This is a genomic window from Salinivibrio sp. YCSC6 (assembly GCF_004916735.1).
Lineage (GTDB): Bacteria > Pseudomonadota > Gammaproteobacteria > Enterobacterales > Vibrionaceae > Salinivibrio > Salinivibrio proteolyticus.
In genome coordinates, this window is the sequence record NZ_CP039517.1 from 426,512 (window position 1) to 450,152 (window position 23,641).

Annotated in this window: 29 protein-coding genes, 2 pseudogenes and 1 riboswitch; of the genes and pseudogenes, 11 read left to right on the forward strand and 20 right to left on the reverse strand. The window is 50.8% G+C overall.

Annotated elements, in window-relative coordinates:
• Nucleotides 1-88 precede the first annotated feature (88 nt).
• The 7 genes from E8E00_RS15780 to E8E00_RS15810 all read right to left on the reverse strand — a co-directional run bounded on the left by E8E00_RS15780 (nt 89) and on the right by E8E00_RS15810 (nt 6,612).
• On the reverse strand, nt 89-1,261 hold the full coding sequence (locus E8E00_RS15780) for a tetratricopeptide repeat protein (protein WP_096632010.1): 1,173 nt from the start codon (nt 1,259-1,261) through the stop codon (nt 89-91).
• A complete protein-coding gene (locus E8E00_RS15785) occupies nt 1,261-1,887 on the reverse strand; it encodes an energy transducer TonB (RefSeq protein WP_077481514.1) in 627 nt (208 codons plus the stop codon). Before E8E00_RS15785 ends, E8E00_RS15780 begins: the two co-directional genes overlap by 1 nt.
• Nucleotides 1,887-2,291 (reverse strand): biopolymer transporter ExbD, encoded by a 405-nt coding sequence (locus tag E8E00_RS15790; RefSeq protein ID WP_069586742.1) that lies wholly within the window; start codon nt 2,289-2,291, stop codon nt 1,887-1,889. The genes E8E00_RS15785 and E8E00_RS15790 overlap by 1 nt, the downstream gene beginning before the upstream one ends.
• On the reverse strand, nt 2,291-2,836 hold the full coding sequence (locus tag E8E00_RS15795) for a MotA/TolQ/ExbB proton channel family protein (RefSeq protein WP_069586743.1): 546 nt from the start codon (nt 2,834-2,836) through the stop codon (nt 2,291-2,293). Before E8E00_RS15795 ends, E8E00_RS15790 begins: the two co-directional genes overlap by 1 nt.
• Entirely contained in the window at nt 2,836-4,185 is a 1,350-nt protein-coding gene (locus E8E00_RS15800) for a MotA/TolQ/ExbB proton channel family protein (protein ID WP_069586744.1), read from the reverse strand. Before E8E00_RS15800 ends, E8E00_RS15795 begins: the two co-directional genes overlap by 1 nt.
• Entirely contained in the window at nt 4,182-4,964 is a 783-nt protein-coding gene (locus E8E00_RS15805) for a DUF3450 domain-containing protein (RefSeq protein WP_371414257.1), read from the reverse strand. Before E8E00_RS15805 ends, E8E00_RS15800 begins: the two co-directional genes overlap by 4 nt.
• A 286-nt stretch (nt 4,965-5,250) precedes the next feature.
• On the reverse strand, nt 5,251-6,612 hold the full coding sequence (locus tag E8E00_RS15810; protein WP_205907450.1) for an amidohydrolase family protein: 1,362 nt from the start codon (nt 6,610-6,612) through the stop codon (nt 5,251-5,253).
• A gap of 222 nt (nt 6,613-6,834) precedes the next feature.
• On the opposite strand from E8E00_RS15810, the gene E8E00_RS15815 reads away from it, so the two are divergent.
• Complete coding sequence (locus tag E8E00_RS15815; RefSeq protein ID WP_096632003.1) at nt 6,835-7,644, forward strand: alpha/beta fold hydrolase; 810 nt, start codon at nt 6,835-6,837, stop codon at nt 7,642-7,644.
• A 75-nt stretch (nt 7,645-7,719) separates the two neighbouring features.
• Here the strand turns inward: E8E00_RS15815 and E8E00_RS15820 are convergent, their stop codons facing one another.
• The 6 genes from E8E00_RS15820 to E8E00_RS15845 all read right to left on the reverse strand — a co-directional run bounded on the left by E8E00_RS15820 (nt 7,720) and on the right by E8E00_RS15845 (nt 9,475).
• Nucleotides 7,720-8,046 carry a hypothetical protein gene (locus E8E00_RS15820; RefSeq protein WP_077640911.1) on the reverse strand — a complete coding sequence of 109 codons (327 nt, stop codon included), beginning with the start codon at nt 8,044-8,046 and terminating at the stop codon, nt 7,720-7,722.
• Complete coding sequence (locus tag E8E00_RS15825; RefSeq protein ID WP_077640912.1) at nt 8,039-8,269, reverse strand: hypothetical protein; 231 nt, start codon at nt 8,267-8,269, stop codon at nt 8,039-8,041. The genes E8E00_RS15820 and E8E00_RS15825 overlap by 8 nt, the downstream gene beginning before the upstream one ends.
• Nucleotides 8,270-8,277: 8 nt before the next feature.
• A complete protein-coding gene (locus E8E00_RS15830; protein WP_096631998.1) occupies nt 8,278-8,529 on the reverse strand; it encodes a hypothetical protein in 252 nt (83 codons plus the stop codon).
• Between the two features lie 6 nt (nt 8,530-8,535).
• The gene (locus E8E00_RS15835; RefSeq protein ID WP_077640914.1) at nt 8,536-8,733 is read right to left on the reverse strand and encodes a hypothetical protein; all 198 of its coding nucleotides are present in this window, start codon (nt 8,731-8,733) and stop codon (nt 8,536-8,538) included.
• A 79-nt stretch (nt 8,734-8,812) separates the two neighbouring features.
• The gene (locus E8E00_RS15840; RefSeq protein WP_077640915.1) at nt 8,813-9,070 is read right to left on the reverse strand and encodes a hypothetical protein; all 258 of its coding nucleotides are present in this window, start codon (nt 9,068-9,070) and stop codon (nt 8,813-8,815) included.
• Between the two features lie 99 nt (nt 9,071-9,169).
• On the reverse strand, nt 9,170-9,475 hold the full coding sequence (locus tag E8E00_RS15845; RefSeq protein ID WP_096631995.1) for a hypothetical protein: 306 nt from the start codon (nt 9,473-9,475) through the stop codon (nt 9,170-9,172).
• Between the two features lie 148 nt (nt 9,476-9,623).
• Between E8E00_RS15845 and E8E00_RS15850 the strand changes: the two genes are divergently transcribed.
• The gene (locus E8E00_RS15850; RefSeq protein ID WP_096631992.1) at nt 9,624-11,066 is read left to right on the forward strand and encodes a transglycosylase SLT domain-containing protein; all 1,443 of its coding nucleotides are present in this window, start codon (nt 9,624-9,626) and stop codon (nt 11,064-11,066) included.
• 28 nt (nt 11,067-11,094) lie between these two features.
• Nucleotides 11,095-11,451, forward strand: coding sequence for a DUF805 domain-containing protein (locus E8E00_RS15855; protein ID WP_096631990.1), 357 nt, complete (start codon nt 11,095-11,097; stop codon nt 11,449-11,451).
• Between the two features lie 19 nt (nt 11,452-11,470).
• Here the strand turns inward: E8E00_RS15855 and E8E00_RS15860 are convergent, their stop codons facing one another.
• Nucleotides 11,471-11,848 (reverse strand): hypothetical protein, encoded by a 378-nt coding sequence (locus tag E8E00_RS15860; RefSeq protein WP_096631987.1) that lies wholly within the window; start codon nt 11,846-11,848, stop codon nt 11,471-11,473.
• A 137-nt stretch (nt 11,849-11,985) separates the two neighbouring features.
• Between E8E00_RS15860 and E8E00_RS15865 the strand changes: the two genes are divergently transcribed.
• From E8E00_RS15865 to E8E00_RS15885, 6 genes and pseudogenes are all read left to right on the forward strand, one after another.
• Nucleotides 11,986-12,381 (forward strand): helix-turn-helix domain-containing protein, encoded by a 396-nt coding sequence (locus E8E00_RS15865; RefSeq protein ID WP_096631984.1) that lies wholly within the window; start codon nt 11,986-11,988, stop codon nt 12,379-12,381.
• A 76-nt stretch (nt 12,382-12,457) separates the two neighbouring features.
• Nucleotides 12,458-12,604: a hypothetical protein gene (locus E8E00_RS17190; protein ID WP_168174083.1), complete on the forward strand. Its 147-nt coding sequence runs from the start codon at nt 12,458-12,460 to the stop codon at nt 12,602-12,604.
• A 49-nt stretch (nt 12,605-12,653) separates the two neighbouring features.
• Nucleotides 12,654-13,127, forward strand: coding sequence for a hypothetical protein (locus E8E00_RS15870; protein WP_136588411.1), 474 nt, complete (start codon nt 12,654-12,656; stop codon nt 13,125-13,127).
• Between the two features lie 128 nt (nt 13,128-13,255).
• A pseudogene (locus E8E00_RS15875) lies at nt 13,256-13,420 on the forward strand (recombinase family protein); the annotation flags it as partial.
• A 272-nt stretch (nt 13,421-13,692) separates the two neighbouring features.
• On the forward strand, nt 13,693-14,082 hold the full coding sequence (locus E8E00_RS15880; protein WP_167315342.1) for a Mor transcription activator family protein: 390 nt from the start codon (nt 13,693-13,695) through the stop codon (nt 14,080-14,082).
• A 95-nt stretch (nt 14,083-14,177) separates the two neighbouring features.
• Nucleotides 14,178-14,465 (forward strand): hypothetical protein, encoded by a 288-nt coding sequence (locus E8E00_RS15885; RefSeq protein ID WP_096631976.1) that lies wholly within the window; start codon nt 14,178-14,180, stop codon nt 14,463-14,465.
• A gap of 306 nt (nt 14,466-14,771) precedes the next feature.
• On the opposite strand, the gene E8E00_RS15890 is transcribed toward E8E00_RS15885, so the two are convergent.
• From E8E00_RS15890 to E8E00_RS17520, 3 genes and pseudogenes are all read right to left on the reverse strand, one after another.
• A complete protein-coding gene (locus E8E00_RS15890; protein ID WP_096631973.1) occupies nt 14,772-15,671 on the reverse strand; it encodes a homocysteine S-methyltransferase family protein in 900 nt (299 codons plus the stop codon).
• Between the two features lie 81 nt (nt 15,672-15,752).
• Nucleotides 15,753-16,172 carry a CZB domain-containing protein gene (locus E8E00_RS17515; RefSeq protein WP_371414258.1) on the reverse strand — a complete coding sequence of 140 codons (420 nt, stop codon included), beginning with the start codon at nt 16,170-16,172 and terminating at the stop codon, nt 15,753-15,755.
• An 18-nt stretch (nt 16,173-16,190) separates the two neighbouring features.
• A pseudogene (locus E8E00_RS17520) lies at nt 16,191-16,853 on the reverse strand (methyl-accepting chemotaxis protein); the annotation flags it as partial.
• A 167-nt stretch (nt 16,854-17,020) separates the two neighbouring features.
• On the opposite strand from E8E00_RS17520, the gene E8E00_RS15900 reads away from it, so the two are divergent.
• On the forward strand, nt 17,021-18,046 hold the full coding sequence (locus E8E00_RS15900) for a potassium channel family protein (RefSeq protein WP_096631968.1): 1,026 nt from the start codon (nt 17,021-17,023) through the stop codon (nt 18,044-18,046).
• A 131-nt stretch (nt 18,047-18,177) separates the two neighbouring features.
• On the opposite strand, the gene thiD is transcribed toward E8E00_RS15900, so the two are convergent.
• Nucleotides 18,178-19,035 (reverse strand): bifunctional hydroxymethylpyrimidine kinase/phosphomethylpyrimidine kinase, encoded by an 858-nt coding sequence (gene thiD, locus E8E00_RS15905; protein ID WP_096631965.1) that lies wholly within the window; start codon nt 19,033-19,035, stop codon nt 18,178-18,180.
• A gap of 61 nt (nt 19,036-19,096) precedes the next feature.
• A riboswitch (TPP riboswitch) is annotated at nt 19,097-19,197 on the reverse strand.
• 173 nt (nt 19,198-19,370) lie between these two features.
• Between thiD and E8E00_RS15910 the strand changes: the two genes are divergently transcribed.
• Nucleotides 19,371-19,892, forward strand: a complete 522-nt coding sequence (locus tag E8E00_RS15910; protein ID WP_096631962.1) for an NADPH-dependent FMN reductase — start codon at nt 19,371-19,373, stop codon at nt 19,890-19,892.
• A gap of 35 nt (nt 19,893-19,927) precedes the next feature.
• Here the strand turns inward: E8E00_RS15910 and E8E00_RS15915 are convergent, their stop codons facing one another.
• Nucleotides 19,928-21,688 carry a bifunctional diguanylate cyclase/phosphodiesterase gene (locus E8E00_RS15915; protein ID WP_096631960.1) on the reverse strand — a complete coding sequence of 587 codons (1,761 nt, stop codon included), beginning with the start codon at nt 21,686-21,688 and terminating at the stop codon, nt 19,928-19,930.
• Nucleotides 21,685-23,580 (reverse strand): PAS domain-containing sensor histidine kinase, encoded by a 1,896-nt coding sequence (locus E8E00_RS15920; RefSeq protein WP_096631957.1) that lies wholly within the window; start codon nt 23,578-23,580, stop codon nt 21,685-21,687. The genes E8E00_RS15915 and E8E00_RS15920 overlap by 4 nt, the downstream gene beginning before the upstream one ends.
• Nucleotides 23,581-23,641 lie beyond the last annotated feature (61 nt).

The window sequence follows — 23,641 nt, forward strand, 5'->3', positions numbered from 1 at the left end:
CTGTCGATCAGACACTCGCGATAATAAAAAGGCCCCACAAGCACTTGCTGTGGGGCCTTTTTTAACCTTGACCATCAATGAACATTGATTAGCTTTGTTGCATCTTCTGGCGTTTTTTCAAAAAGGTTAACCAGCTTTCTACTGCGTCATCCGGCGAAATACGTTGCGCGACTTTAGCTTGTTCAAGGGCATGGTCAAACTGATTCAACTTGTAATACGCTTGTACTTTCGCTAGCGCAATATCCTTCTTAGAAGCCCCTTTTTCCGCTCTGTCTAGCGAAGTGAGTGCTTGCTGATAATCACCCTGCTGAATTTGCATCAAAGCCAGCTGCCAGTGATATTGGCTCTCTTTCTTAGCTGCTAGTTGCCAAGCTGAAATGGCCTGAGGCCATTCACGCGCTTGTTGCCAAAGGCTGGCTTGCTGAGCAAGTGTTTGCGCATCTTGCTCGCTCTCAGGCAACCCCTTCAGCCACTTGGCTGCGCGCTCAGGAACACCGACATTGGCGTAAAGCTGTGCCACTGTCCGTTGCTCACTCGGCTCTAGGGCTATCCCTTTGCGCTTGGCAAGTAAATAGGTGCTAATCGCGTTTTTCGGCTGTTCTAAGCGCACATAGTTGGCCGCCAATTGACGCCACCACTGTTTATTATCTGGCTCAAGGGCAATCAAGGCTTTTAAAGTGGGGGTCACCCCGCGCCATTGCTCCAATTGCAATTGTGCCCCAAGCTTGAGTGACAATGCCGACACAGTGGCCGTGTTATTCATGGCGCGCTCATAGTCCGGATACGCAGCCAACACTTTCTGCCATTGCTCGCGTTGATAATGCGCTTGCATGATACGCAGCCACACATCTTCTGCCTGCTCTGCTTTCTCTTTGGGTACCGAACGGGCGAGCGGATAATAATATTGCAATGCCGCCGCGTATTGGCCATCAATCAGCAGTAAATCGGCTAACATCCGCTTGGTTTGCCACGCTTGCGCATCTTGCAATTGCTCGCTATCTACCGCGCGCTTGATATGAACAATCGCTTTATCATTGTTGCCATATTGCCAGTAGAAAACCCCCAGCGCACGGTCAACAAAGGCTTTGTCAAAATCACGTTTCACATTCAGCTTGTTGAGTAGCGCAATGGCTTCGCCCAACTTAGACGCTTGCTCTAACGCTTGTGCCTTTTCAATCGATAAGGCAACCGAGGGTGACAACTGCGCCGCGGCGGGCAGCGCAAACATCAATGCCAAGCTAAAGATAAGTCGTTTCAACATTAGCGTAAGTTAAACTCCAATTTGATCTGCTGACCCGGCTGCGCCACGGCTTCTCCATTCACCACTTTGGGCTCGTACTTCCATTTACGCAGCGCTCGCAGTGCTTCACGTTCAAACACACGGGGCGGATTTGCTTCAACCACACTCAAATCTTGCGGTCGACCGGAAGGACTAATGGTAAAACGCACCACTACATATCCTTCTAAACCACGACGCATGGCCCGTGGTGGATAATTGGGTTCCACCCGAAACAGCGGCATAGCCTGCTGATTATTCGGCCCCTGCATGACACTTAAATCACCCAGTGAGGGAGCTTGCACCATGACGCCTTGAATGTTGGTCTGCAAATTCAGCGTTGGCATATCCGGCTGAGCGGAAGCTGTCGATTGTGTTTGTGTCACCGGCGTCGGCGTATCTGGCATTTCCGGTGGTTTCGGCCGCTCTGGCACCGTGCGCTGACGACGCTGCACATCGGTGTCTGGCTCCTGCATAAAAATATCGATGCTCATCGAGGTCGACTTTTCTTGCGGGCGCTGGGTACTGTGACCCACCATCAGAGCCATCAGCATAAATAAGCCTAACGTGAATACCAGCGCGACCGGCATTGAAATCAGCCATCGCTTCATTATGGCGACTCCGTAGCCAAGGCAATACTCGCGATCCCTGCTCCCTTGGCGGCGTCCATCACTTTTACGACGGTACCATTGTACGCCAGTTCATCGGCTTGAATCACAAGGGACGCATCCGGCTTATCCAACAGTACATGCTCTAACGTCGCTTCGACACGCTCTACATCCACCAAACGCTTATCAATATAGATTTCGTTCGATGCGGTCACTGCGACAAAGATACCGGCATCTTTTTGGCTGGTTGCATGGCTCGCCTCGGGACGGTTCACTTCCACCCCGGATTCGCGCACAAACGAGCTAGTGACGATAAAAAAGATCAACATGATGAACACAATGTCCAACATGGAGGTTAAATCGATTTGCGCTTCTTCGCGCTGCTTATGAGGTCGAATCAATCGCATTACTGACTCCGAAGCGCCTGTTCAAGCGCAACTTCTCGGCGCTGACAGGCTTTAACTAAACGGGCATGGGCAAACATGCCGGCAAGGGCCGCCACCATACCAGCCATGGTCGGCAGCGTAGCCATCGAGATCCCCGATGCCATCAAGCGTGGCTCACTGGTCCCCTGGCTGGCCATCACATCAAATACCGAGATCATTCCAGTGACTGTGCCCAACAGGCCCAACATCGGGCAAATGGCCACCAGCGCTTTAATTAAACTGAGGTAGCGCCCCAGTTCATGCTGCGCTTCAAATAGCCACCCTTGACGAATAGCGCGTGCATACCACGAATGGTGATCAGTGCGTGCTTGCCAAGCTGATACCCACGCTTGCCGTTGTACCGGAAACCGTGAGTATAAGTACAACAAACGTTCGATCACCAACACCCAGCAAAACAGCACTACCAGACCCAGCCACCATAGCACTGGCCCACCTTGCGCCATAAAATGGCGCAAGATAAACCAAATATCTTGGTGATTGAATTGGGAAAGTAGCTCTACATCCATCATGCTGCTTGTCCAGTGGCCGCCGTATTCGCTGGTTGCTCGGCTTGTTCTGCAACAAGACTAATACTTTGTTTTTCCAACATGCCGCGAATGTGATCGGCCTGCCCGCTCAAAATATTATGCGCAAGAAGCAGTGGGATCGCCGCGATCAAGCCGAGTACCGTGGTCACGAGAGCCATCGAAATACCGCCTGCCATCACTTTCGGGTCGCCATTACCAAACTGGGTAATCACTTGGAAAGTTTCGATCATCCCAGTCACTGTTCCTAACAGACCCAGCATTGGCGCCAGTGCTGCCAGTAGTTTCAACATAGAGAGGCCTTTTTCACAGCCTTGCTGCTCATCGACAACCGCTTCCAGCAAACGTAACTCCAGCGATTCAACATCACGTTGTGGCGCATCGTGATACACCTTGAGGACACGGCCAAGTGGGTTATCCTCTGGTGACTCTGGATGTTTAAGCTGACGATGCATTTTGGCATGAATAGACAAAAGGACCGCGCCACGATAGAGCGCAATTAACAGACCAACCGCCAACAACGCCGCAATCACTTTGGCCACAAAACCGCCTTGGCTAAAGCGATCCGCCAGACTTGGCGCTTTCTCCAATTGACTGAGGAGAAAACCGCGCGACGGATCAACCAGTACAGGCTCACCCACCGAGGTGATCGCTTGCTCGAGCTTGGATGTAGTCAGGGTATTATCAGGTTGCGCACGATACGGGATCGCCACCTTTCTGTCCGACTGCCAGTTCAAATAGCCCTGCGGGCTAATCAGCCCAAGGTTACCGATGCGCACCACCGACTGCTCAGACGACACGCCTTGCGCATCCACAACCGGCAGCGTTAACGCTTGCAGTTCGCCGCTGGTTTGCATTTGGGTGAGCATCCCTTGCCACAAGGTATTTAGCTGTTTGAGTGACGGCAATGTATCGGCGGCAACGATCTCTGAAACGGTTTGATTAAAGGTCGGTTGCGTGATGCCTACATAGCTGGAAGCGCTGTCGGTTTGAATGGTTTTGCTCGCTTGGCGCACCACGCCAAATAGCTCTCCCAAACTGCCCGATTCTAAGCGAAGTTTATCTTCCAACGACGCCAGTTGTTGCTCGTTGTCACTAAAGGTGTCACTGAGTTTTTCGGTTTCCGCCTCAAGCGCATTACGGGTCGCTTTCAACTGATTCAGTTTGGCGCGCAGCTCCCGCTCCGTCATCGCAAACTCCGCTTCACGCGCTTGGTTGTGTTCACGGGCTTGCTGCTGCGCTTGTTGGGTTTGACCCACAAGATCGTCAGCATGGGTCAAAGGCGCGACAGCCATAAAACAGGCTGCGGCAATCAGGGTTTTCCAGCTCATGATTTTACCCCTTGGTTGGCACTTAAAGGCAGAGATAACAACGACGGCGCCACTTGTTTTTGTGCAACCGCGAAGGCTTTATCCACGGCTTCGCCCGCACTCGCATCCAAGGATACCCACTGCTTATCTCGTGTGCTCCAGACCCAATGCTGCTTGCCATCAAGGCTACGGGCCACCAGCGACACGCGACCAAGATGCAGCACATCCACTTGATGTGCCCGACCATCCAGCGCAATGGTGTCTTGGTAAGCATCTAGCTTAGTGCCATAGTCACGCTCAATTTGATAGGCCTCGAGAATACGGCGAAACTTCTCCGAATCCGCCACATCGGCGCGACCCATCATCGCTTGAAGTTTTTCTAGGCGTGCTTGTCGCTGCTCCGCTTTCAGTGGCATGTCTTTAGCAATCCACTGTTCCAATCCGTCGAGCATGCGGTACATCAAAGGCACAATGCCTTGGCGCGTTTCCTTGATCTCGATGATTTGATCGCGAAGACTTTGTGCTTCTACCTGTTGGTTGCTCACCAAGTTTTGTAGGTGATCGCGGTAGATTTCTAAATTACTGATCTGAGTTTGGATTTGCTCAATTTCTTGACGCATAGCCAAACTGGCATCGGCGCGGCGATTAATGCGTGATTGCGACTGTGCCGCTTCTTGGGTGGTTTTACCCTCGATGGCTTGCGCCTTTTCGAGCTGATCCGCACTCACCGCTGGCGTGAACGCCAAACAGGACGCAACGCCCAGCACGAGCCGAAATGAAGACGATTTTATCATGGTGATATCTACAAACATGCTTGGTGATATGGCTTCCGCCATAAACAAAAGTGAGAATAGTTTCTATTTGCGTGTAATGTACCGAGTTTGGCGGCAAAGATCTAGCCTAGCAGCATAGGGAGCGGAGAATATTGCGGCTTATCAGTAAAGAAGAAGTGACAATAAAAACTAAAAACACATCAAGTAGATAGCGACCAACTGAGTGTTGGCCTAAGACTGCACTTGGCCGATTAAGCCCAAAGTCGATGGCGCACGCCATTACTCTCTTTTAATCGCGTGCACTCATTTGCTATCAATACCCTGTTGTTTCCGAGGTGTTTTTATAGATTTTGCCGTTTTTCATGATCACAACGAAGTGCGCATCAGGCTCGGCAATCAGGTCAAGGTTTTCCAGCGGATTACCCTCAACAAGGAGGATGTCAGCGATAGCGTCCTCTTCTATCAACCCTAATTTCCCTTGATATGGACTCCGCTTGCCAGACAGCGCAAGCAAGGCTGCATTCCCAGACGTTGCCATCGATAACACTTCAGCCGGTGTGTACCACTTTGTCATCGTGGTTAAGATCGCGCCCTGGTTTTTGGTCATGGCAGGGTTGAATAAAATATCTGTGCCCCAAGCCACCTTAAGGCCATATTGCTTGGCAAGCTTAAAGGCGTTGTCGGTGCCTTGGGCGACCTGTTGCTGTTTTACTTTCGCCTCTCCTTGCGTCGGATTCGAGTACTCGTTAGCAAGGAAGGCTTGGCCGCTCAGCCATACGCCTTTTTCCGCCATTAATTGTGCAGTTGCTTCATCCATGAGCTGTCCATGCTCAATCACTTTCACACCCGCGTTGATCGCAGTTTGAATCGCTTTGGGCGTGTAGGCATGTACCGTCACATAGGTGCCCCAGTTATCTGCCGCATCTACCGCGGCACGGAATTCTTCTTCCGAGTATTGCGCCACATCAATCGGATCATACGCAGAGGAGACGCCTCCCCCCGCTGCGAGTTTGATTTGCGAGGCGCCTAACATCAGTTGCTCGCGAACGCGCTTCCTTACTTCCGCCACCCCATCCGCTATCACACCACCATTGAGCGATTCACCACGGCTCAAACCAGCATTGTTAGCGGCAGGCACCTCATAACGCATCCTAAAATCACCATGCCCGCCCGTTTGGGAGATCATCGCACCGGAGGGCCAAATGCGCGGTCCAGCGACTATACCCTCGTCAATGGCTTTTTTCAGACCAAATACCGGCCCACTAAGATCACGTACACTGGTAAAGCCACGCATTAACGTGCGTTCAGCTTCTTGTGCGGCCCGAAGATTGATGTAGCCGACGTCTGCGGTAAGCAGTTGTGGGACGGAAACAGTCGCCAACATCGCATGCCAATGTGCATCAATCAGCCCCGGCATCAGCGTGCGTCCCTCACCTTGGATCACTACAGCGTTCAATGACGGCACCACGTCAATCGGCTGACTCGAAATCCGTGTGATCTTGTTTCCCTCAACTAAAACATGTTTGGGGGTAGAAAGCTGCGCAGATTGACCATCGAAAATACGCACATTTTCAAACAACACACTTTGTGGATGCGGCGCCAACTGCGCCTTAACAGAGACCACCAACAACAAGCCGCCCACAACGAACGCCATCCATCGCATCAACCTCTCCATCCCACACTCCTTGTACTCAGTAACAAAAAGCGACTCAAACCCCATCCACAGCGCCTGCTCCTCACTCATTTAACAAACCACAGGACGATGAGGTTCTGACCGCACTGTCTATTAAATTAGCCAACCACACCCAAAAGCCCAAATTTTTAGAGAGTTATCGCAATTTTGTTGATCTTGCTGTGGCACGCTCTACGGCCCATTGAATATGCAATTGAAACAGCCATGAATAAAGTCGTCGTATCAACCGACCATTCCCATTGTAGCTATCATATTTATCAGCCCAATCAATCCGACTGCCCACTGCTCCTGTTGCATGGTACCAATAGTGATGGCTTGGCAAGTTATAGCTCCGTTCTCGATGCATTCGATCATCGCGAAATCATCGTTCCAGATTATGCCGGGTGTGGGGACTCCAGCTTACCCAACCATGAGCTGACAGTATCCGCTCTCGCCGATCAGGTGAGCGCCATCATTAACGAGAGAGGCAGTAGGAAGGTTGATCTCGTTGGTCACTCACTCGGGGCTACGGTCGCCGCTTACGTTGCCGCGCAGCATCCTGATTTTATTAACCGATTAGTATTAAGTGCGCCTTGGTGCCATGGTGATGACCCACGCCATCAACTGGTGTTTAATACTTGGCAGACACTCGAAGAAATCGCGCCGCAACAAGCAACTGCGTTCGGACTAAGCCATGTATTGAGTCCAACATTTCTGTCCAACATGGATCCAGAGCTGATAGCGCGTATATGCGCCACAAAGGGGTTGCCTGATACGCATCGAAGAATCGCTCTCGGTAAAGACCTAGACATCCGCCAGTATTTATCGAAAATTCAAGCCCCGACGCTCGTCTTAGCCATGGCGTTTGACACCCTTGTACCGCCTTACCGAGCCCAAGAAGTACAAGCCGCAATACCTCACAGTGAGTACGATGAAATACCGAGCGGTCACGCCGTTCAACTCGAACGTCCTTATCCGTGGGCAAATCGCATTAAGAGGTTTTTAACGACGAGTCATCTGGAGATAAGTTATTAATTTATCGTTTTGATAATAGCCGAGAGAAAAACAGATAACTGGCATAAGTGACGTAACTTATGCCAGTTATGCTTTTTATGACGAGCCAGACTCATCCCCACTCTTCTCTGCAGTGTCAGCATCCGTCTCTGACAGGCAGTCTTTTTGCCGGACCAGATCGAGCGCGTAGGTATACGCCTGCTTCACTTCCTCTTTAAAACTTTTCGCCCCAATTTGCGCCAGAAGTTGCGGGTAGTCTTTATTGTCTGGCTCTTGCAGCCATTTCATCATCACTTGGTTTTTCAGCATGATGTTGCTAAGCCGGTCATCTCGCAGTGAGTCGGAGGCACCTTGCAGCATTTGCAGGCCTTGCAGCTCAACGGCGTTGCGCACAATTTCATCAGAAATGTTGGTTTTACTCATCGCCATCGTCCTCGCTATTAGCCTCGTCCTCTGGCTCAAAGCCGGTTTTCGATAAATCTGAGAACGACTCAGCTAGGTTATCATTCACTTCGCGGCAGCTTTTTATAATCGCATCGCGAAGCTCTTCGCCCATGGCCGCATCGGTACCATTGGACTCAATCAGTTTGTCGAGGTATTGGTCAAAGTCATCCGGTAGACCAAAATCGAGTGTCGGTGTGGGCATGATTCCTCCTAGCGTATGAGTTTAGAGAGCAGCACCATTAGCAGCCCTTGAATAATAGCGATAAAAAGCTGTACATGGGCGACCACGATGATCAGCAAGAACATGAGATTGAACGGGTTGCCCAACCATTTTTGAAACGCCTTGCCCGCGACAGTCGTGGTTTGTAGTGCCGTATCCCGTAAGTGGTCAACGGTGTTTTGCACCAATATGGAAGACGACAGACGCTTACCATCGCTCGCCACGTCTTCCTCCTCGTTCATAGTGACTTACGAATCAGCAATTTTATTGAGCTGCTTAGTCATCAGCAGCATGCGTTGATTGCGGGCATTCACTTGGTCTTGCAAGGTGGTTTCAACTGAGTTGTTGATAGAGCGCTGCAAATACGCACTCGACATCACATCGACCAAGCGACCTTTATGTTCGGTTTGCTCACGCAGGCTGATCACATCGGGTTTGTCGGCCACGGCGGTCTCCTTTTCAGTCATGGATAAGGCATCGAGGCAGCACATCGGCTGCCTCGACACGTACACAGATCAGCGTGGCTTAATTGCCGCCGTCCATGATGTAGTTCACCGCTTTCGCGCCTGCCGCAGCCATTTGTGTCATGGCGTTGGAGGTCGCTTGCATTTGCGTGGCACCAGTGTGGGTAAACTCACGCACTTGCAGTTTTGAAAGCGCTGACAAGTCACGCAAGCCATCCAGGTTCAGGCTTTGCGCCGAGGTGCTTGTGGTTTGATCCGCCACTTTTGGATCAACGCGGTCACGATAAGGTGATGGGGTAATACCATTTTCTTCAGGCATAATGCTTTCCTTTTTCAGTTAATATCTGCCACATGGCAGAGGGTTACTTTATGAAGCGACACACCCAAACAACATAAGGCAGTGCTTCCTTTGAGCGGGTTATTTCTTTCCCGCCATCACGTAGTTCACCGCTTTCGCGCCAGCTGCAGCCATTTGTGTCATGGCATTGGCGGTCGCCTGCATTTGCGTGGCCCCAGTGTGGGTAAATTCACGCACTTGCAGTTTTGAAAGCGCCGACAAGTCGCGCAGACCATCCAAATTCACACTTTGTGCAGACGAACTGGTGGTCTGATCGCCGACCTTAGGATCAACACGGTCACGATAAGGCACTGGCTCAATACCGGTTGCCGATGCTTGCGTGTTTTGTGCACCGCTTTCTGGCGCTTGATCTCCTGATTCAGACATAGATAGTCTCCTTTGCTTAGTTACCCTTGATTGGGTCTGCTTACTCTAACTGCGCCCATATCACGCTGTAATAGTGAAAACTTTCACGCTTCGGACAAAAAAGCGCTCACCGCTACGCTCACGGCTTATTCATTACGCCGGAGAGACCATGCACTATCTAACTTTTACTCGTACTTCACTGCTGGTAGCGCTGACCTGTTTTGTGCTGCTGGCCTGTAAACCAAACGATCCACCTAGCGACCTTGCGCTGATTCAAAGCCGTGGCGAATTAGTGATCGCCACGCGCTTAGATGGCGTGGGCTGCTATTACGTGCAAGATAAGGTGGCGGGGCGAGAATGCGCGCTGCTAAGCGGCTTTGCCGAACATCTAGGCATCGCACTGACGATAAATAAACAGCCAACGGTCGCGGCAATTATCGACCGTTTGAATCAGGGGCACGCCGATATTGGTGCCGCCGATCTCACCCAAACTACGCAGCGCGAGCGGCAGGTACACTTCTCAGCCCCCTTGTTTGAGACCCGTGAAGTATTAGTGCAGCGCAGCGACAACCCCATCGGCCGTATTGCTGACTTGGTAGGCCATACGGTGTCGCTGCGTAAAAGCAGTGCGTATGTCGGCGAGCTAATGCGTGCCGCCAAACGGGCAGGGGTGAACATTGGCCCAACCGCCGATGCCAACACCATTGGGCTGCACTATGTCGATGAGCACACCGCTACCTTGGCACTGGTTGCCGATGTGGCTGAAAAAGAGATCGACTTTACCGTGGCCGATGAACACATTGCCCGCAACGCCAACGTACGTGACAATAATTTAGATGTCAGTTTGGTCTTTGGGGCGCCGCGGAACGTTGGCTTTGTGGTGAGTAAATACGGCGACGGCTCATTGCTCGATGCCTTAAATTGGTGGCTACAAAGTGATGCGGCACAACGCATTCACGATACCTATCACCAACAGCAAACTGCGCCCGACACCACCCAAACCCGTACATTTTTATCCTCATCCAGCACCCTTAGTCCTTGGGACCCGATTTTTCAGCGCTATGAAAATGCCCCGTTTGATTGGCAGTGGTTAGCAGCACAAAGCTATGTAGAATCGCGGTTTCGCGCCGATGCCGTCTCACCGGCAGGCGCCATGGGGCTGATGCAACTGATGCCGCCGACCGCCAAAGAAATGGGTGTTACCCAACCGTTTGATCCAGCGATGAACATTCGTGGCGGCGCCCGCTACAACCACCGCATGTATAAACGCTGGCACCACCTCCCCGCGCAAGACGCACTCGCGTTCTCGCTGGCCTCTTACAACGCAGGACTAGGGCATGTCTTAGACGCACGCGCCTTGGCCCGTGCTGACGGCGCCGATCCGGATAACTGGTTTAGCTCATCGACTCAACGCGGCGTGGAAGATTACATCACCGAGCTCGAGCACCAAGCTGTCTACCAACGCCCAGACATTCGCTACGGCTACTGCCGAGGCAGCGAGCCTAAGCACTATGTGCAGCGCATCTTTCGCCAGCGCAAGCATTACGCCGACTTAACCGGCGACGGGGAGTTATTTCCCGATGCCTCTACGCCCGCCCACTCGGCACCCTAAACACTCTTTTTTGTAGAAGGACATTTCAATGAAACAAGCACTGAGTTTTTACTTTAGTCTTAGCGGCACCGTCAGCCAGCGCCAATTTTGGCTCTGCTTTGTGCTGCCATGGTTTGTTATTCAGTCTTTGATGGGAATTGCCGTCCAACACGACAGCATTCAATTGATGGATGGCATTTGGACACCACCCGAAGTGGTGTTTTCAGTACTGGGCTTTTTTATCCAACTGTTTGTCACTTGGGCCACCGTTGCACTGAGCATCAAGCGGCTGCGTGAACTCGGTTATCCAGCGCGCACCTTGCTCGCCATGATCCCGGGCTTAGGCACCCTTTGGGTGTGGTTCGAACTGCTCTTCTCTTCCCCTGATAACGGCCATCCACTCTAAGCATGCTGCGCCTGCTGCACTATGCAGTAGGCGCGGTCATCCACCATACGTTATCGGCCAACTCCGTATTTAACGCCACCGACACCCCCTGCTCGCTATACCCAACCCGACTGAACAGCACCGCAAAATCAAAATGGGGGGAGTTATCGACATAGTGATGCACCTGCACATGACTGAGCCGCGCACACAATTCAGCAATGCCCGCACGCACCTTTGCCGTCGGCTGATTAAGCCAAGCGGCTAACTCATCAATTTGAAAATGATACTTGTGCTGCACCGGCGGACATTCCATCGCCTGCGCACCAAAAACGATCTGATGCTGAAAACGGATCCGCGCCATGATGTGCTGTGCCAGGGTATGAACCTCTTCATCCTGAAGGGGGGAGATGATCCCCACAATAAACGCTCCTTTGATTAAGAGCCTTCATCCTGCTGGATTTGGTGCGCAAAGCCACAGAGCAAAAGTTCTCTATGCCGTTTTAAAACCCGACCTGCGTAAGCTCAATGCATACCTTACTTGACATGGAAATCAGTATGCCGTATGTCTCAAAAACAACACTAAATCATGACAATATCAATATTTCGCTTCTGTCTGAAAAAACTCGAGAACTGATCGACTTGATAGGTTTTCCAGACACTTACTTGTTGGTCTCGACATTGGGAGGACAGGACGTCTACATTCCCAAATATCCCGATCGCAGCAAACTAATAAAAATACTGCCTCATGAAAGCGTTGAAATACTCAGCCAGATATACGGCGGAACCTATCTTGCCCTTCCCACCTCACGCCAAATAGATATCCAAGAACGCAACAAAGCCATCGTCAAAGCCCTGTTAAACGGCGACTCACGCGCCAAAGTCGCCCACCAGTTTGGGTTAAGCGTTCGGCAAGTGGCGAATGTGAAGACGCTGTATGAAGGAATGAGGTAAGAGGAAAATTTTCATTATTATAAGTTGAAAGAAAAAATATTAATCTCTTATCTCCATTAACCCAAAGGAGATGAAAATGAAATACAAGTCTGAAATTGGCGTAAATATCGAGCGAGTAGAGCTGGTATTAAGTCACTTTGCACAAATGCAAGCTGTTCACCTTGTGATTGTTACAGAAGGAACCGGTGAGAAACCATTTACAGTTTTCTATCCGGAAATCTAATGATTAAGCACTGCACTTCAATAAAGTGCAGTGCGTTTTGGGGGTGATTATGTGTAATAAAAGTATTAACGATGAAAAAATAGCGCAAGGAGCTAGTTTTTTGGGGTCATCATATGGTTATCTCAATAGTGTATTAAAGAACAAACTGCCGCCAACTAGAACACTGGATGTGTACCAAAAATATATAAATAGAACAAAGATATATCCTCTAACGTTTACTTCTTTTTTATTTCAATATTGGCATAAAAAAAATAGTACCGACATGTATGAATCCTTAGCATACGCTTCTGCCAATATAGGTATTAGCACAGGTTTAGGGCTCTTTTCACCGGCTGCTGGCTTAGGCTATTCTATAATACAACCGTTCCTCCCTAAGTCTGTGGATCTTATTGACTCAGGGAGTCGTTTTATAGGAGAGAAAGGAGCTCCATATCTACAACAACTCCATAACTTTGCAGATAAAGGTTTAAAAAGGATGGAATCGTCCTCTCTTTCAGGCCCTTTATTTTTTCCTGCACTATGAGTATCCAGATTAGGCTATACCTAAACGCGACTCCCGAGGGAGTCGCCCATTCTTGCTATGTGACCACTTAAATGCGACACTCCTTTGTGCGACCATCCAAATGAGACGTTTACACACAAGGGGCCTTCATGTTTATCCGCGCTTATCTACGCGCCTCCACCGACGAGCAAAATGCCGCGCGCGCTAAAGACAGCCTGACCCAATTTGCCAACGACCATGGCCAACGCATCGCCGCCTTTTATACCGAGAACATCAGCGCTACCCAGCTGGAACGTCCCGAGCTCAACCGACTACAGTCTATCGCAAATGTGTCGAATTCTGGCTAAAAATAGCAAAGACTAAAAGCGCCATTGCTACCACTCAATTCGGGAAACCTCCTCCGCCTTCAGCGCTGAACGTATTACCTTCCTAAAAATGAAAAACCTTCCATAAGCAACACATCCCAAATTCTAATCATGTTCTGTTACCTCAAGTGCTTTCACTCCACAGAGCAAAAGTTCTCTATGCCGTTTTTATGGTTATCTAAGTAACCTCAATGCATGCTTTACTTGACAGGGAAATAAGTATGCAGTATGTCTCAAAAACGACTATAAATCATAACAGTATTAATATGTCTCTTCTATCAGAAAAAACACGAGAGCTGATCGATATGATCGGATTTTCAGACACCTATTTATTGGTTTCTAAATTGGGTGGGCAGGACGTTTACATTCCCAAATTTCCTGATCGCAGCAAACTGATAGAAATACTTCCCCGCGAGAGCGTCGAAATTTTGAGCCAGATGTATGGCGGTACTTATCTCGCGCTGCCGACTTCACGCCAAATCGATATCCAAGAACGTAACAAGGAAATTGTGAAAGCACTTTTAAACGGCGACTCTCGCGCTAAAGTTGCACGCCGTTTTGGATTGAGTGTTCGTCAAGTGGCTAATGTCAGGAAAGAGTTTCCCTGTTAATGCGGCACAAGCATTCAGAGATGATAGCTATGGCCATCACCCAAAACATTGATAATGGAATGGTCTTTATAACACTGTCATGAAAGGAGAATACTATGACGATGACATACGCAACTCAAAAGTTGAAAGAGGCTTGTGAAGCTGACATCAACATATTAAATAAATTGACCGAAGTTAAAGACCGGGCTCCGAATTATGATACTCCTGGCCCTCGAAACTTAGATCAACATGCCAAACATGCTCACATTACCAATAACACTGGTATTGCTTGGGTTTATACTAATGACGGTAACGACCAACATATCCTCGCGTTAGGAAGAAAAAGCGATGGTGCCGGGAGCGGTAATAGTGGCTATATTTGGGACAAAAATGGCAATCCCTAATACTTAACCTAGATCTTTCAAACAGGTTTTATTCACTATTGACTCTTTTACGCGAAAAATGAATTTAGACGCTGTATAAGTATTACAGATCATCCTAAAATCGTTTATTTGCAGAACATAAATGCGACTCCTGAGGGAGTCGCATTTATGTCGCTGGCTACTTATTGTCTTACTTTTTCTACCAATGCAGATATCCCCAACCTATCGCATAAGACGTTATCTCAGAGGTTTGGCATTAGCGTCACCTATGGTTCAAGCACCGTATGCACTCCCACGCTTCCGCGTGGGAACGAGTTAAACTGTCCCCTAACCCAGCTGCGAAAACTTGATGATCTCGTGAGACTGTTCAAGGGTTTGCGCGAGGTGTTGGATGTGGGCGGGGGTGATTTCACAGCAGCCGCCGACAACGAGGGCACCGTCGGCAACCCATTGTTGTACTCGCTCGGTGTGCACTAGCGGTGAGAGATCTTCACGGGCTTCTAGCGCATCGGCTTTGCTGCCTTTGGCCATATCATCCACAGATTTAAAGGCATTGGCATAGCCACCCACGGTGTGATAGTTCCGTGCCATGTGTGGCATTGCAGTGGTCAATACGGCTGGATCACAGCAATTGAGCATCACCGCTGTGGGGGCGTAGTCAGCCACGGCACGCATTGCCTCGTTAAGCGACTCGCCAGAGCGTAAGTTGCCATCAGCCTCGAGACGAAATGCAACCCCATAAGGCTTACCTTGCTCGCGAGCGGCGGCACAGGCTGCGCGTGCTTCGAGTGTGTTGCTCATGGTTTCGATAAGAAAGACATCCACGTCTGGCTGCAGGCGCGCAATATGGGCAAACTCCGCTTTCATGTCTTCAAAGCTACGCTGGGGCTGACCGAGATAGCTGCCGACTAGAGGGGGTAAGCAACCGGCAATATCAACGTCCTCGCCGGTTTCGTCGATGGCTTGTTGCAATGCAAAAAAGGCCTGCCGATAGATGGTGTCAATGCTATCGAGCAACCTCGCCTTCGCCAAGCGTGTCGGGGTGGCCGGATAGGTATTGAGAGTATGCGTTTTGGCGCCTGCTCGGATAAAGTCTTTGTGGACGTCTTTAACAATATCCGGATGCTCTAACATTACCGCCACCGACCAAAGCCGTGAGCTCACTTGTGGCGCTCGCTGATAAATTTCTTGCCCTAGGCCACCATCGAGTAATGCAATCAACGTCATGGTAACTTCAGCCTCCTTCGGCTTTTTATCCTTGATTTAGGATGAGATTACCATCTGTGTCGCTATTTCACACTCATCGCGTTACGCAACTTCTTCGCTGCCTTCAATCGCCAGATGTTCAAGCTTATCAATCACCGTCATACTGGCATTTTCCATCCCTGTTAGCGCCGCGACCATCTGCTCGGGTTGCTGTGCATGAAACGCGGCCACCGCCGCTTTCGCGTGGGTGTGTACTTGCTCATGAGGGGCGGCGATGGCTTTAAAGTTTTGTAACTGGGCGAAGTACTGTCGTCCTTCGCCGCGGTCGTACCACTGCCCTAAGCGGCACTGGGTATGATCAGTCACGTCGTTGGCACTCATGCTATCTTCACCGAGCACCACACGATAAATCGCAAACTTAAAACTGATATGGTCGAGTTTCGCCAGTTCACAAAAGGCACGCAATGCCGAGGCTTTAATGGTGGTTCGGCTGTGCTGCGCTTGCTCACTTTGCGTCGCCATCGCATCAGCCACCTGTTGGCCTTGCTCGCTATATTTGATCGCTTCACTGGCAAGCTGATCGGTTAGCGTACACGCATGCCCACTCCCGGCGCGAATCTTCTCCACCAGCTGAGTGATATCTTGCGTGGCGGTGGAAGTGCGTTCGGCGAGGTTACGGACTTCATCAGCCACCACCGCGAAGCCCCGCCCTTGCTCGCCGGCTCGGGCTGCTTCAATCGCCGCATTCAGAGCCAACAGATTGGTTTGGTCAGCCACATCGCGAATCAAATTCACAATGCCACTCACTTCCTGTGCGTGCTGATCGAGAGCACGAATTGCTTCCGACGATTGCTGACATTGCGCGGATAATGACTGCACATGGCGAGCGAGATCATTGACTTGTTCGGCACATGACGCCGCCTGATGGCTCACCTCCGTCACACGCTCTTTTTCACCATTAATGGTTTCTGCTAAGGTCGCCAGCGAAGATTGGGTCGCGGTAATTGAATCACCAAAATGGCACAGGTTAGCGTCGATCGCTTTACCGGTTTGCCGTTTTTTCTGTACCACGGCCAGCTCCGATTCTAACACCGCTTTTTCGCTGTGTAGCGCGTCTATCTGGGCATTGACTTGCTCCAGTTTCAGTTGCAATTCAGTACGTTTTTGTTGCTCTTGTTCGAGTTGACGACGAGATGTAAACACGCGAAGTCCTCCTAGTCGGTAATACCTGCATTGTACGCCTTATGCATATGTATGCGCTTGTAATCGATTAAACTGTGATCCTCTCAACGCCAATGAATTGATTTACACTGTAAACCCATAAAAAATCCCTTCATACTGGCGTTTCTATAGCGAATGAGCGAGACACTATGACCTTTTGGTTGCTTTTTAAACGTTGGATTATCAGCCACTTCGCCCATTTAAACGGGCGTATTCTCGGATTGGTCGTACTCGCCTACGGCGTTATTGGCTGGCTGCTTTTACAATCGGCGGGTGAAACTGAGATGACTCAGTCACTCAGTCGCTACATCTATTATTTAGTGGTCACCGCCTCTACCGTGGGCTATGGCGATTACTCGCCCGCGACCGAGGCAGGACAGTGGATTACCGCCTTTTGGATCATTCCCGGTGGGCTCGGTCTGTTTGCGGTGGTGATTGGGCATGTGACCAGTGCCCTAGTGGATTATTGGCGACGTGGATTACAAGGAAAACGGAGTCTTACTGTGAAAAATCATATTTTAGTTTTGGGGTGGAACGGCCAGCGTACCATTCAGTTAATCCGTTTGTTGCAAAGCGGTATTCATGGCGAGCGCCCGATCGTGCTTTGTGTGCGTCCTGAAATGGAAAATCCGCTGCCTGGCGAGGTAGAGTTTGTGCGCGTGACCAGCTTTACCGATGCAGAGGGCATAGCGCGCGCCGGCATCGACAGCGCCTCTAGCATTATTATCGATAACCCAGAAGACGATATTACGCTTTCTGCGGCTCTGTTCTGCGCCCACAAAAACCCTTCCGCTCATTTACTCGCGTATTTTCAAGATGATGCACTCAGCCAAATATTGAAGCAGCACTATCCGCACGCTGAATGTGTGCCGTCTGTGTCGGTGGAAATGCTGGCAAAAGCGGCCGTTGATCCCGGTTCAAGTCAATTACATCACGAGCTATTGAGCACGGCTCAAGGGATGACCCAATACTGTGCCCGCTACCCCACCGATGCAAGTGCAACGGATGTCGGCACCTTGTTTAATCAATTAAAGCATGAGCACGATGCAACCTTAATTGGTCTCGACAAAGGCGATGGGATCACTCTGAACCCTCGCCTACACACCGAAGTGGCACCGGGCGATCGCGTCTTTTATATCGCCGCCGAGCGTTTACCACATTGGTCTGCCGCCTAACGGGCGCGTCCAACGCATCTTTGTGTTTTCTTTTCGATACCGCTGCCCCACTTAGGTTGCAGCGGATCGTTTCCCTCTTATCCTTCAGTCATAGTGCTTTCTGATCTCATCCCTCACAGCGCGCGCTCGTCTCAGGGCAACTCCGCGACACCATGCTCTGCTGGCGACAGACACAAATTATCAGGGTAAGCGTAAAAATGATGCACCGGCCCAGCCCCTCTTCCGACCGTTAGCTGCTGACTATGCGCTAAGGCCTCCGTCAAATACTGCTTAGCCGCTCGCCCGGCCTCGATAGGCGTCATCCCTTGAGCATAAAACGAGGCGATCGCAGCAGACAGTGAACAACCGGTGCCATGAGTGTTGGTGGTTTCAACGCGGCGTGCGCGCAAAGTTTGACAGGTGTCTCGGCTAATCCACATATCGACACTCTCGGGCGTCTGGCGTAGATGGCCCCCTTTGAGCATCACGTAAGGACAGCCTAGATGGCGAAGTGCCGGCACCAGCTCATGCATTTGCTCGATAGAGGTAGGAACAGGCTGGCCAGTTAAACGGGCGGCCTCCGGCAAGTTGGGAGTGAGCACGGTTGCGCGTGGGATAAGCTCTTCAATCAACGCCGTCATGGCCTGCTCGTCGAGCAAAGGATCGCCGCTGGTCGCGACCATTACGGGATCTAAAATCACCGGCAAATGTGGCGACCGTGCCAGCACGGCAGCGACTTCACGAATAATCGCTTGATTGGCCAGCATGCCGATTTTCACCGCACGCACCGGCATGTCGTATAACACCGCATCTAATTGGGCGCGCACAAAATCGGGGTCAACCGCCGAGACGGCCTCGACACCGCAAGTATTTTGCGCGGTCAGCGCGGTGATCACCGAGCAAGCATAGCCGCCGGTCGCTGAAATCGCTTTAATGTCGGCTTGAATGCCCGCACCACCACCGCTGTCTGAGCCGGCAATGGTAAGAATAACAGGTGGAGATAGGTTCATATTGGCCCCTTAATCATCAGGGGCGGAAGGAGACAAAATGAGGCAGTATGCGTCACTTTGTGCGCTGATCGTGTCAGTTCCCTCCGCCAGTGCTAACTGGATCAGGTTCTACGGGTCCTGCTTTCGCAGTCTCAGCAATTACTTGCTCCCCGACTAACTGTGTTCAGGATATGCATCCTACGGATAAAGCGCAAGCCTTACGCATACCGTGCCGTCACGCATTTCTCATTGATTTTCACCCAGTATTGACCTCAACTAATATTGAGGTTTTAAAGTAGCACTTACCTGATGATTGCTCAGTGACAACTACAAGACTTAACTTAAGAGGATAACCAATGAAAGTACTGGCCTTTGGCGCAACGAACAGTCGCCATTCAATCAATAAACAACTGGCCCATTACGTCGCCAAGCAGATCCCCAACGCTGACATTTCGCTTCTCGATCTGAATGATTTTGAAATGCCCATTTATAGCGAAGATCGTGAAAACGAGCAGGGTATCCCAGCGCAGGCGCAGGCATTTTTCCACGCCATCGGTGAGGCCGATTTGATTGTCGTTGCCTTTGCTGAGCATAACGGCAGTTACACGGCAGCTTATAAAAACCTATTTGATTGGGCCTCGCGTATTGATGGTAAAGTCTTTCAACACAAGCCGGTGATCATGCTTGCCACCTCACCCGGCCCGAGTGGTGCACAGAGTGTTCTTACCAGCGCCCAGCACTCTGCTCCCTATTTTGCTGCTGAGGTTAAAGGGACCTTATCGCTACCGAGTTTTCACCAGCATTTTGACCCCACGTCAGGCTTGGTGGCCGACAACGAGTTTAATCAGCGCCTCGATACCATTATCAGCCACCTCTAACGTATGACTCATCTCTAATCCGATGATGGCCACGGCTATCCAGACACGGGCGCACTGATAGCCGTCGCTGGGCACTCACATCCAGTTTGTAGAAGCTGTTCAAACTGTTCTGTTCCCAGCGGTTTGGCATATAAGAAGCCTTGCGCTTGATCGCAGCCAATACGCTGCAAAATCTGTTGCTGACCAACTTCTTCCACGCCTTCAGCCACCACACCGTGGCCAAACCCATGCGCTAGGTCGATCACGCTACCAACAAGATGTTTGTCACCGGCGTTGGATGCAAGATCTTGAATAAAGCTACGATCAAGCTTCACCCAATCCACAGGAAGCTGTTTCAAATAGCTCAATGAACTGTAGCCTGTGCCAAAATCATCAAGCGCAATGTGCATCCCCGCATCACGGAGCTGTTGTAACTCTTTAAGCGCCACCGACATATGTCGAATTAACGCCGATTCAGTAACCTCAAGCTGAATGATTTGGGTGGGTACTTCCAGCGCTTGGCAGCGGGCAAGAATGCTGTCGGCAAAACCGTGGCGAAGTTGCTGGGAAGAGACATTGATGGCTAAGTGAAACGCCTCAGGCAAGGTGTATTGCTCTCGCCAACGGACCAGCGCGCGCAACGCCATAGAAAAAACGGCATCGCCGAGTTGGATCATATCAGCACTTCGCTCGGCAATGGGAATAAACTCGGCCGGGCTGATCGCTCCCAGTTGCGGATGACGCCAACGCAATAACGCCTCAGCGCCTACCATGGTGCCGGTATTGAGATCCCATTTGGGCTGAAAGACCAAAGACAACCCCCCTTGTTCAAGGGCCGGGCTAAGTCCATTGCGGATCATATGCTCACGTTGCGATTGCGCATCCAACTCTTGGCGATAATGACCCACTTCAGTGTCATCGGTCGGGATAGCTAGAATCGCTTGGCGAAAGAGTTGCTCCACATCATGATGCTCACCTTCCGCTTGGGCTATTCCCACATGGCAGTGCATCGACATCAAACGGCCATCAAGGGTGTGATGACCACTCAATAATCGACAAATCCGCTTAGCAAGTGCGTCAATGGCGGTGATATCTCCTTCCACTAACATCACCAAACGTGTGTTGTCCCACACACCAATACGCCGCCCTCTTGCGACCGAGCTACTGGCTAAGAGCCCCGCTAGGTGCTTATACAGCGCTTCTGTCATTAAGTGGCCTTGATGCTGTGTGACCGCCTCCATCCCATCCAACGCGATCATAAACACGGTCACCATCCCCTTTGCGAGTTGACGTTCAGCCGCATCCACCAGCGCACGTCGATTGGGTAAATTGGTTAAGGGATCGGTTAAAGACAGGGTACGTAATGCCGCGGTTTGCTTATTCACTAACATCTGCAAACGCGCCGCTTGATCTCGCTCTTTCAGGGTTTTGAATTGAAAATGGAGAATATTATGGATGCGCTGGAGCACTTCATGGTGATCAAACGGCTTGGTGAGATAATCAATGGCCCCACGGCATAAGGCTTGATTGCGCAGATTGTTGTCACTATCGGCAGTAAGCACCATCACGGGGGGACAGTGCTCGCCGAGCGTATTGTTCAGCAAATCGAGAACATCTAGCCCCGAGCGTTGAGGCATACGCATATCAAGCAACACTAAATCGGGGATCGGTGAGAGGTAATCGGTCACAAGGCGTGGATCGTTAAGGCCTGTGATGTGTTGATAGCCAGATTGCAGCAACATGGCAGTCAACAAGTCGACATTTTCCGGTCGATCATCAATGATCAGGATCTGCGCTTGGGATTTTTCTCGTGTCATGCCCTGTCCTCCAAAAGTGTTTGCATCGCTCGGCCCAACGCCGCACCCGATACCGGTGACGCCAACGTCACAATGCTATCGCTGTGCGATTGCATAGACTCGGTGTCCGGCACGTTAACCACGATCATGGGCCGTTCACCGAGTCGCGACTGAACCTGATCTGCCGTGTCATCAAGCACCGCATGACTGACCATGAATAGCGAGGGCGGTGTGGTATGCGCCATCGCGGCTGCTAACGATAAATCATGGACACAGGTCAAGGTCAGTAACGGCCAATCTTCGAACCAATCGGCCATTAAGCGTTGCTGTGCAACGTCTGGTTCAATAAAAAGCACTCGATGCGGCTGGGTAAGGGTGAATGGTGTGGATGAAGACGCTATCTCGGTCAACGACTGGCCACGATAGGGAAAGGTGACGGCAAAACAACTCCCTTTTCCGACTTCGCTGCTCACGGTGATCTCACCTTGCATTTGCGCGATCAATTGCTGTGTGACCGCAAGCCCTACGCCTGCCCCTTCAATATGGGTTTGCTCGGCCGCTAAGCGATTAAAAGGCTCAAATAACGCGCTCAGCTTATCCTGTTCAATGCCAATGCCTGTGTCCGTCACCGCGATCGTTATCGTTTCGGCTTGCTGACGGGTCGATACCGCGACACGTCCACCTGCATGGTTATATTTAATTGCATTGCTAATGAGGTTGATCAGCACTTGCTTAAAACGGGTCGCATCGACGTAAATATCGCCGTTGAGTGTGTCCGGTAGAGTATGGCGCAAACTCACCGTCTGGCGATGGGCAAGAGGCAACAGCGAATCGATAGCCTCGCAAATCATCGGACGCAAAGGTGCCCAGCTCGGGTTGAGGGAAATTTTTCCCGCCTCGATTTTGGCAAGATCCAGCACATCATTAATCAGGGCGAGTAAATGACGGCCACTTTGGTGTATTTGTGCCACGTATTGTTGCTGAGTGGCCTCTAACGCCGGCGAGGTCGCATTCATTAATAATTGTGCATAGCCAAGCACACAGTTAAGCGGTGTGCGTAATTCATGACTCATTGCAGAAAGAAAGTCACTTTTCGCTTGGTTCGCTCGCTCCGCGTCTTTCATGGCATTAAGAAGTGGGGTGGCATCGTACGCGACGGTAACAATGGCATATGGCTCACCTTCGAGGTGATGGATGAGGGTTTTCGCCAGTTTAAAGGTGCGGCCATCGTTCAGAGTGACATCGGTATGCACCGGCTCGCCATTCATGGTCAGTTGATGATCCAGCGCGTTGAGTGTCTCTCGTCCTCCTTTGGGCAATAACTGGGCAAAGGCATCAGCTAACGCCTCCACATTATCGACCCCAACGGCCTGCACACACGCATGATTGGCCATGGTATATCGCCCACCTAGCTCGCGGACAAACACTGGATTGGCAATCGCATTGATGATGGTTTTTAGCTGGTTGCGCTCATGTTTTACGCTCGCTTGCGCCTGCGTGAGCGCGCTAAGATCGGACATGATGCCGATAAACTCACGCCGACTGTCTATCTGTACTTCACTGACCGCGAGGTGTACAGGGACAAGGTGCCCATCGACATGACGGGCCTTAACTCGCCGCCCAGTTCCAATCACTTTTGCTTCGCCACCGGTAAGGTATTGCATCAGATAATGCTGATGCTTACCTTCATGCTCTGGCGGCATCAAGCATTCCACATTTTTGCCCACCAGTTGCCGATGGTCATAGCCCAGCAATGTACGGGTGTAGGGATTGGCATCGATAATCACACCTGATTCATCAATCACCAAAATGGCAGCGGCTGCACTCGCCACGAGTGCTTGATAGTGAGCATCCGTGCCTGTCACTACGCACTGTTTGTCGGTACGGCTTTTCTTAATGGTTTGATTATCCATAACAAATCCTGATCATCGGCCAAAAAAAACGCCCCAGAACGGGGCGTTTATCGAATGTTTG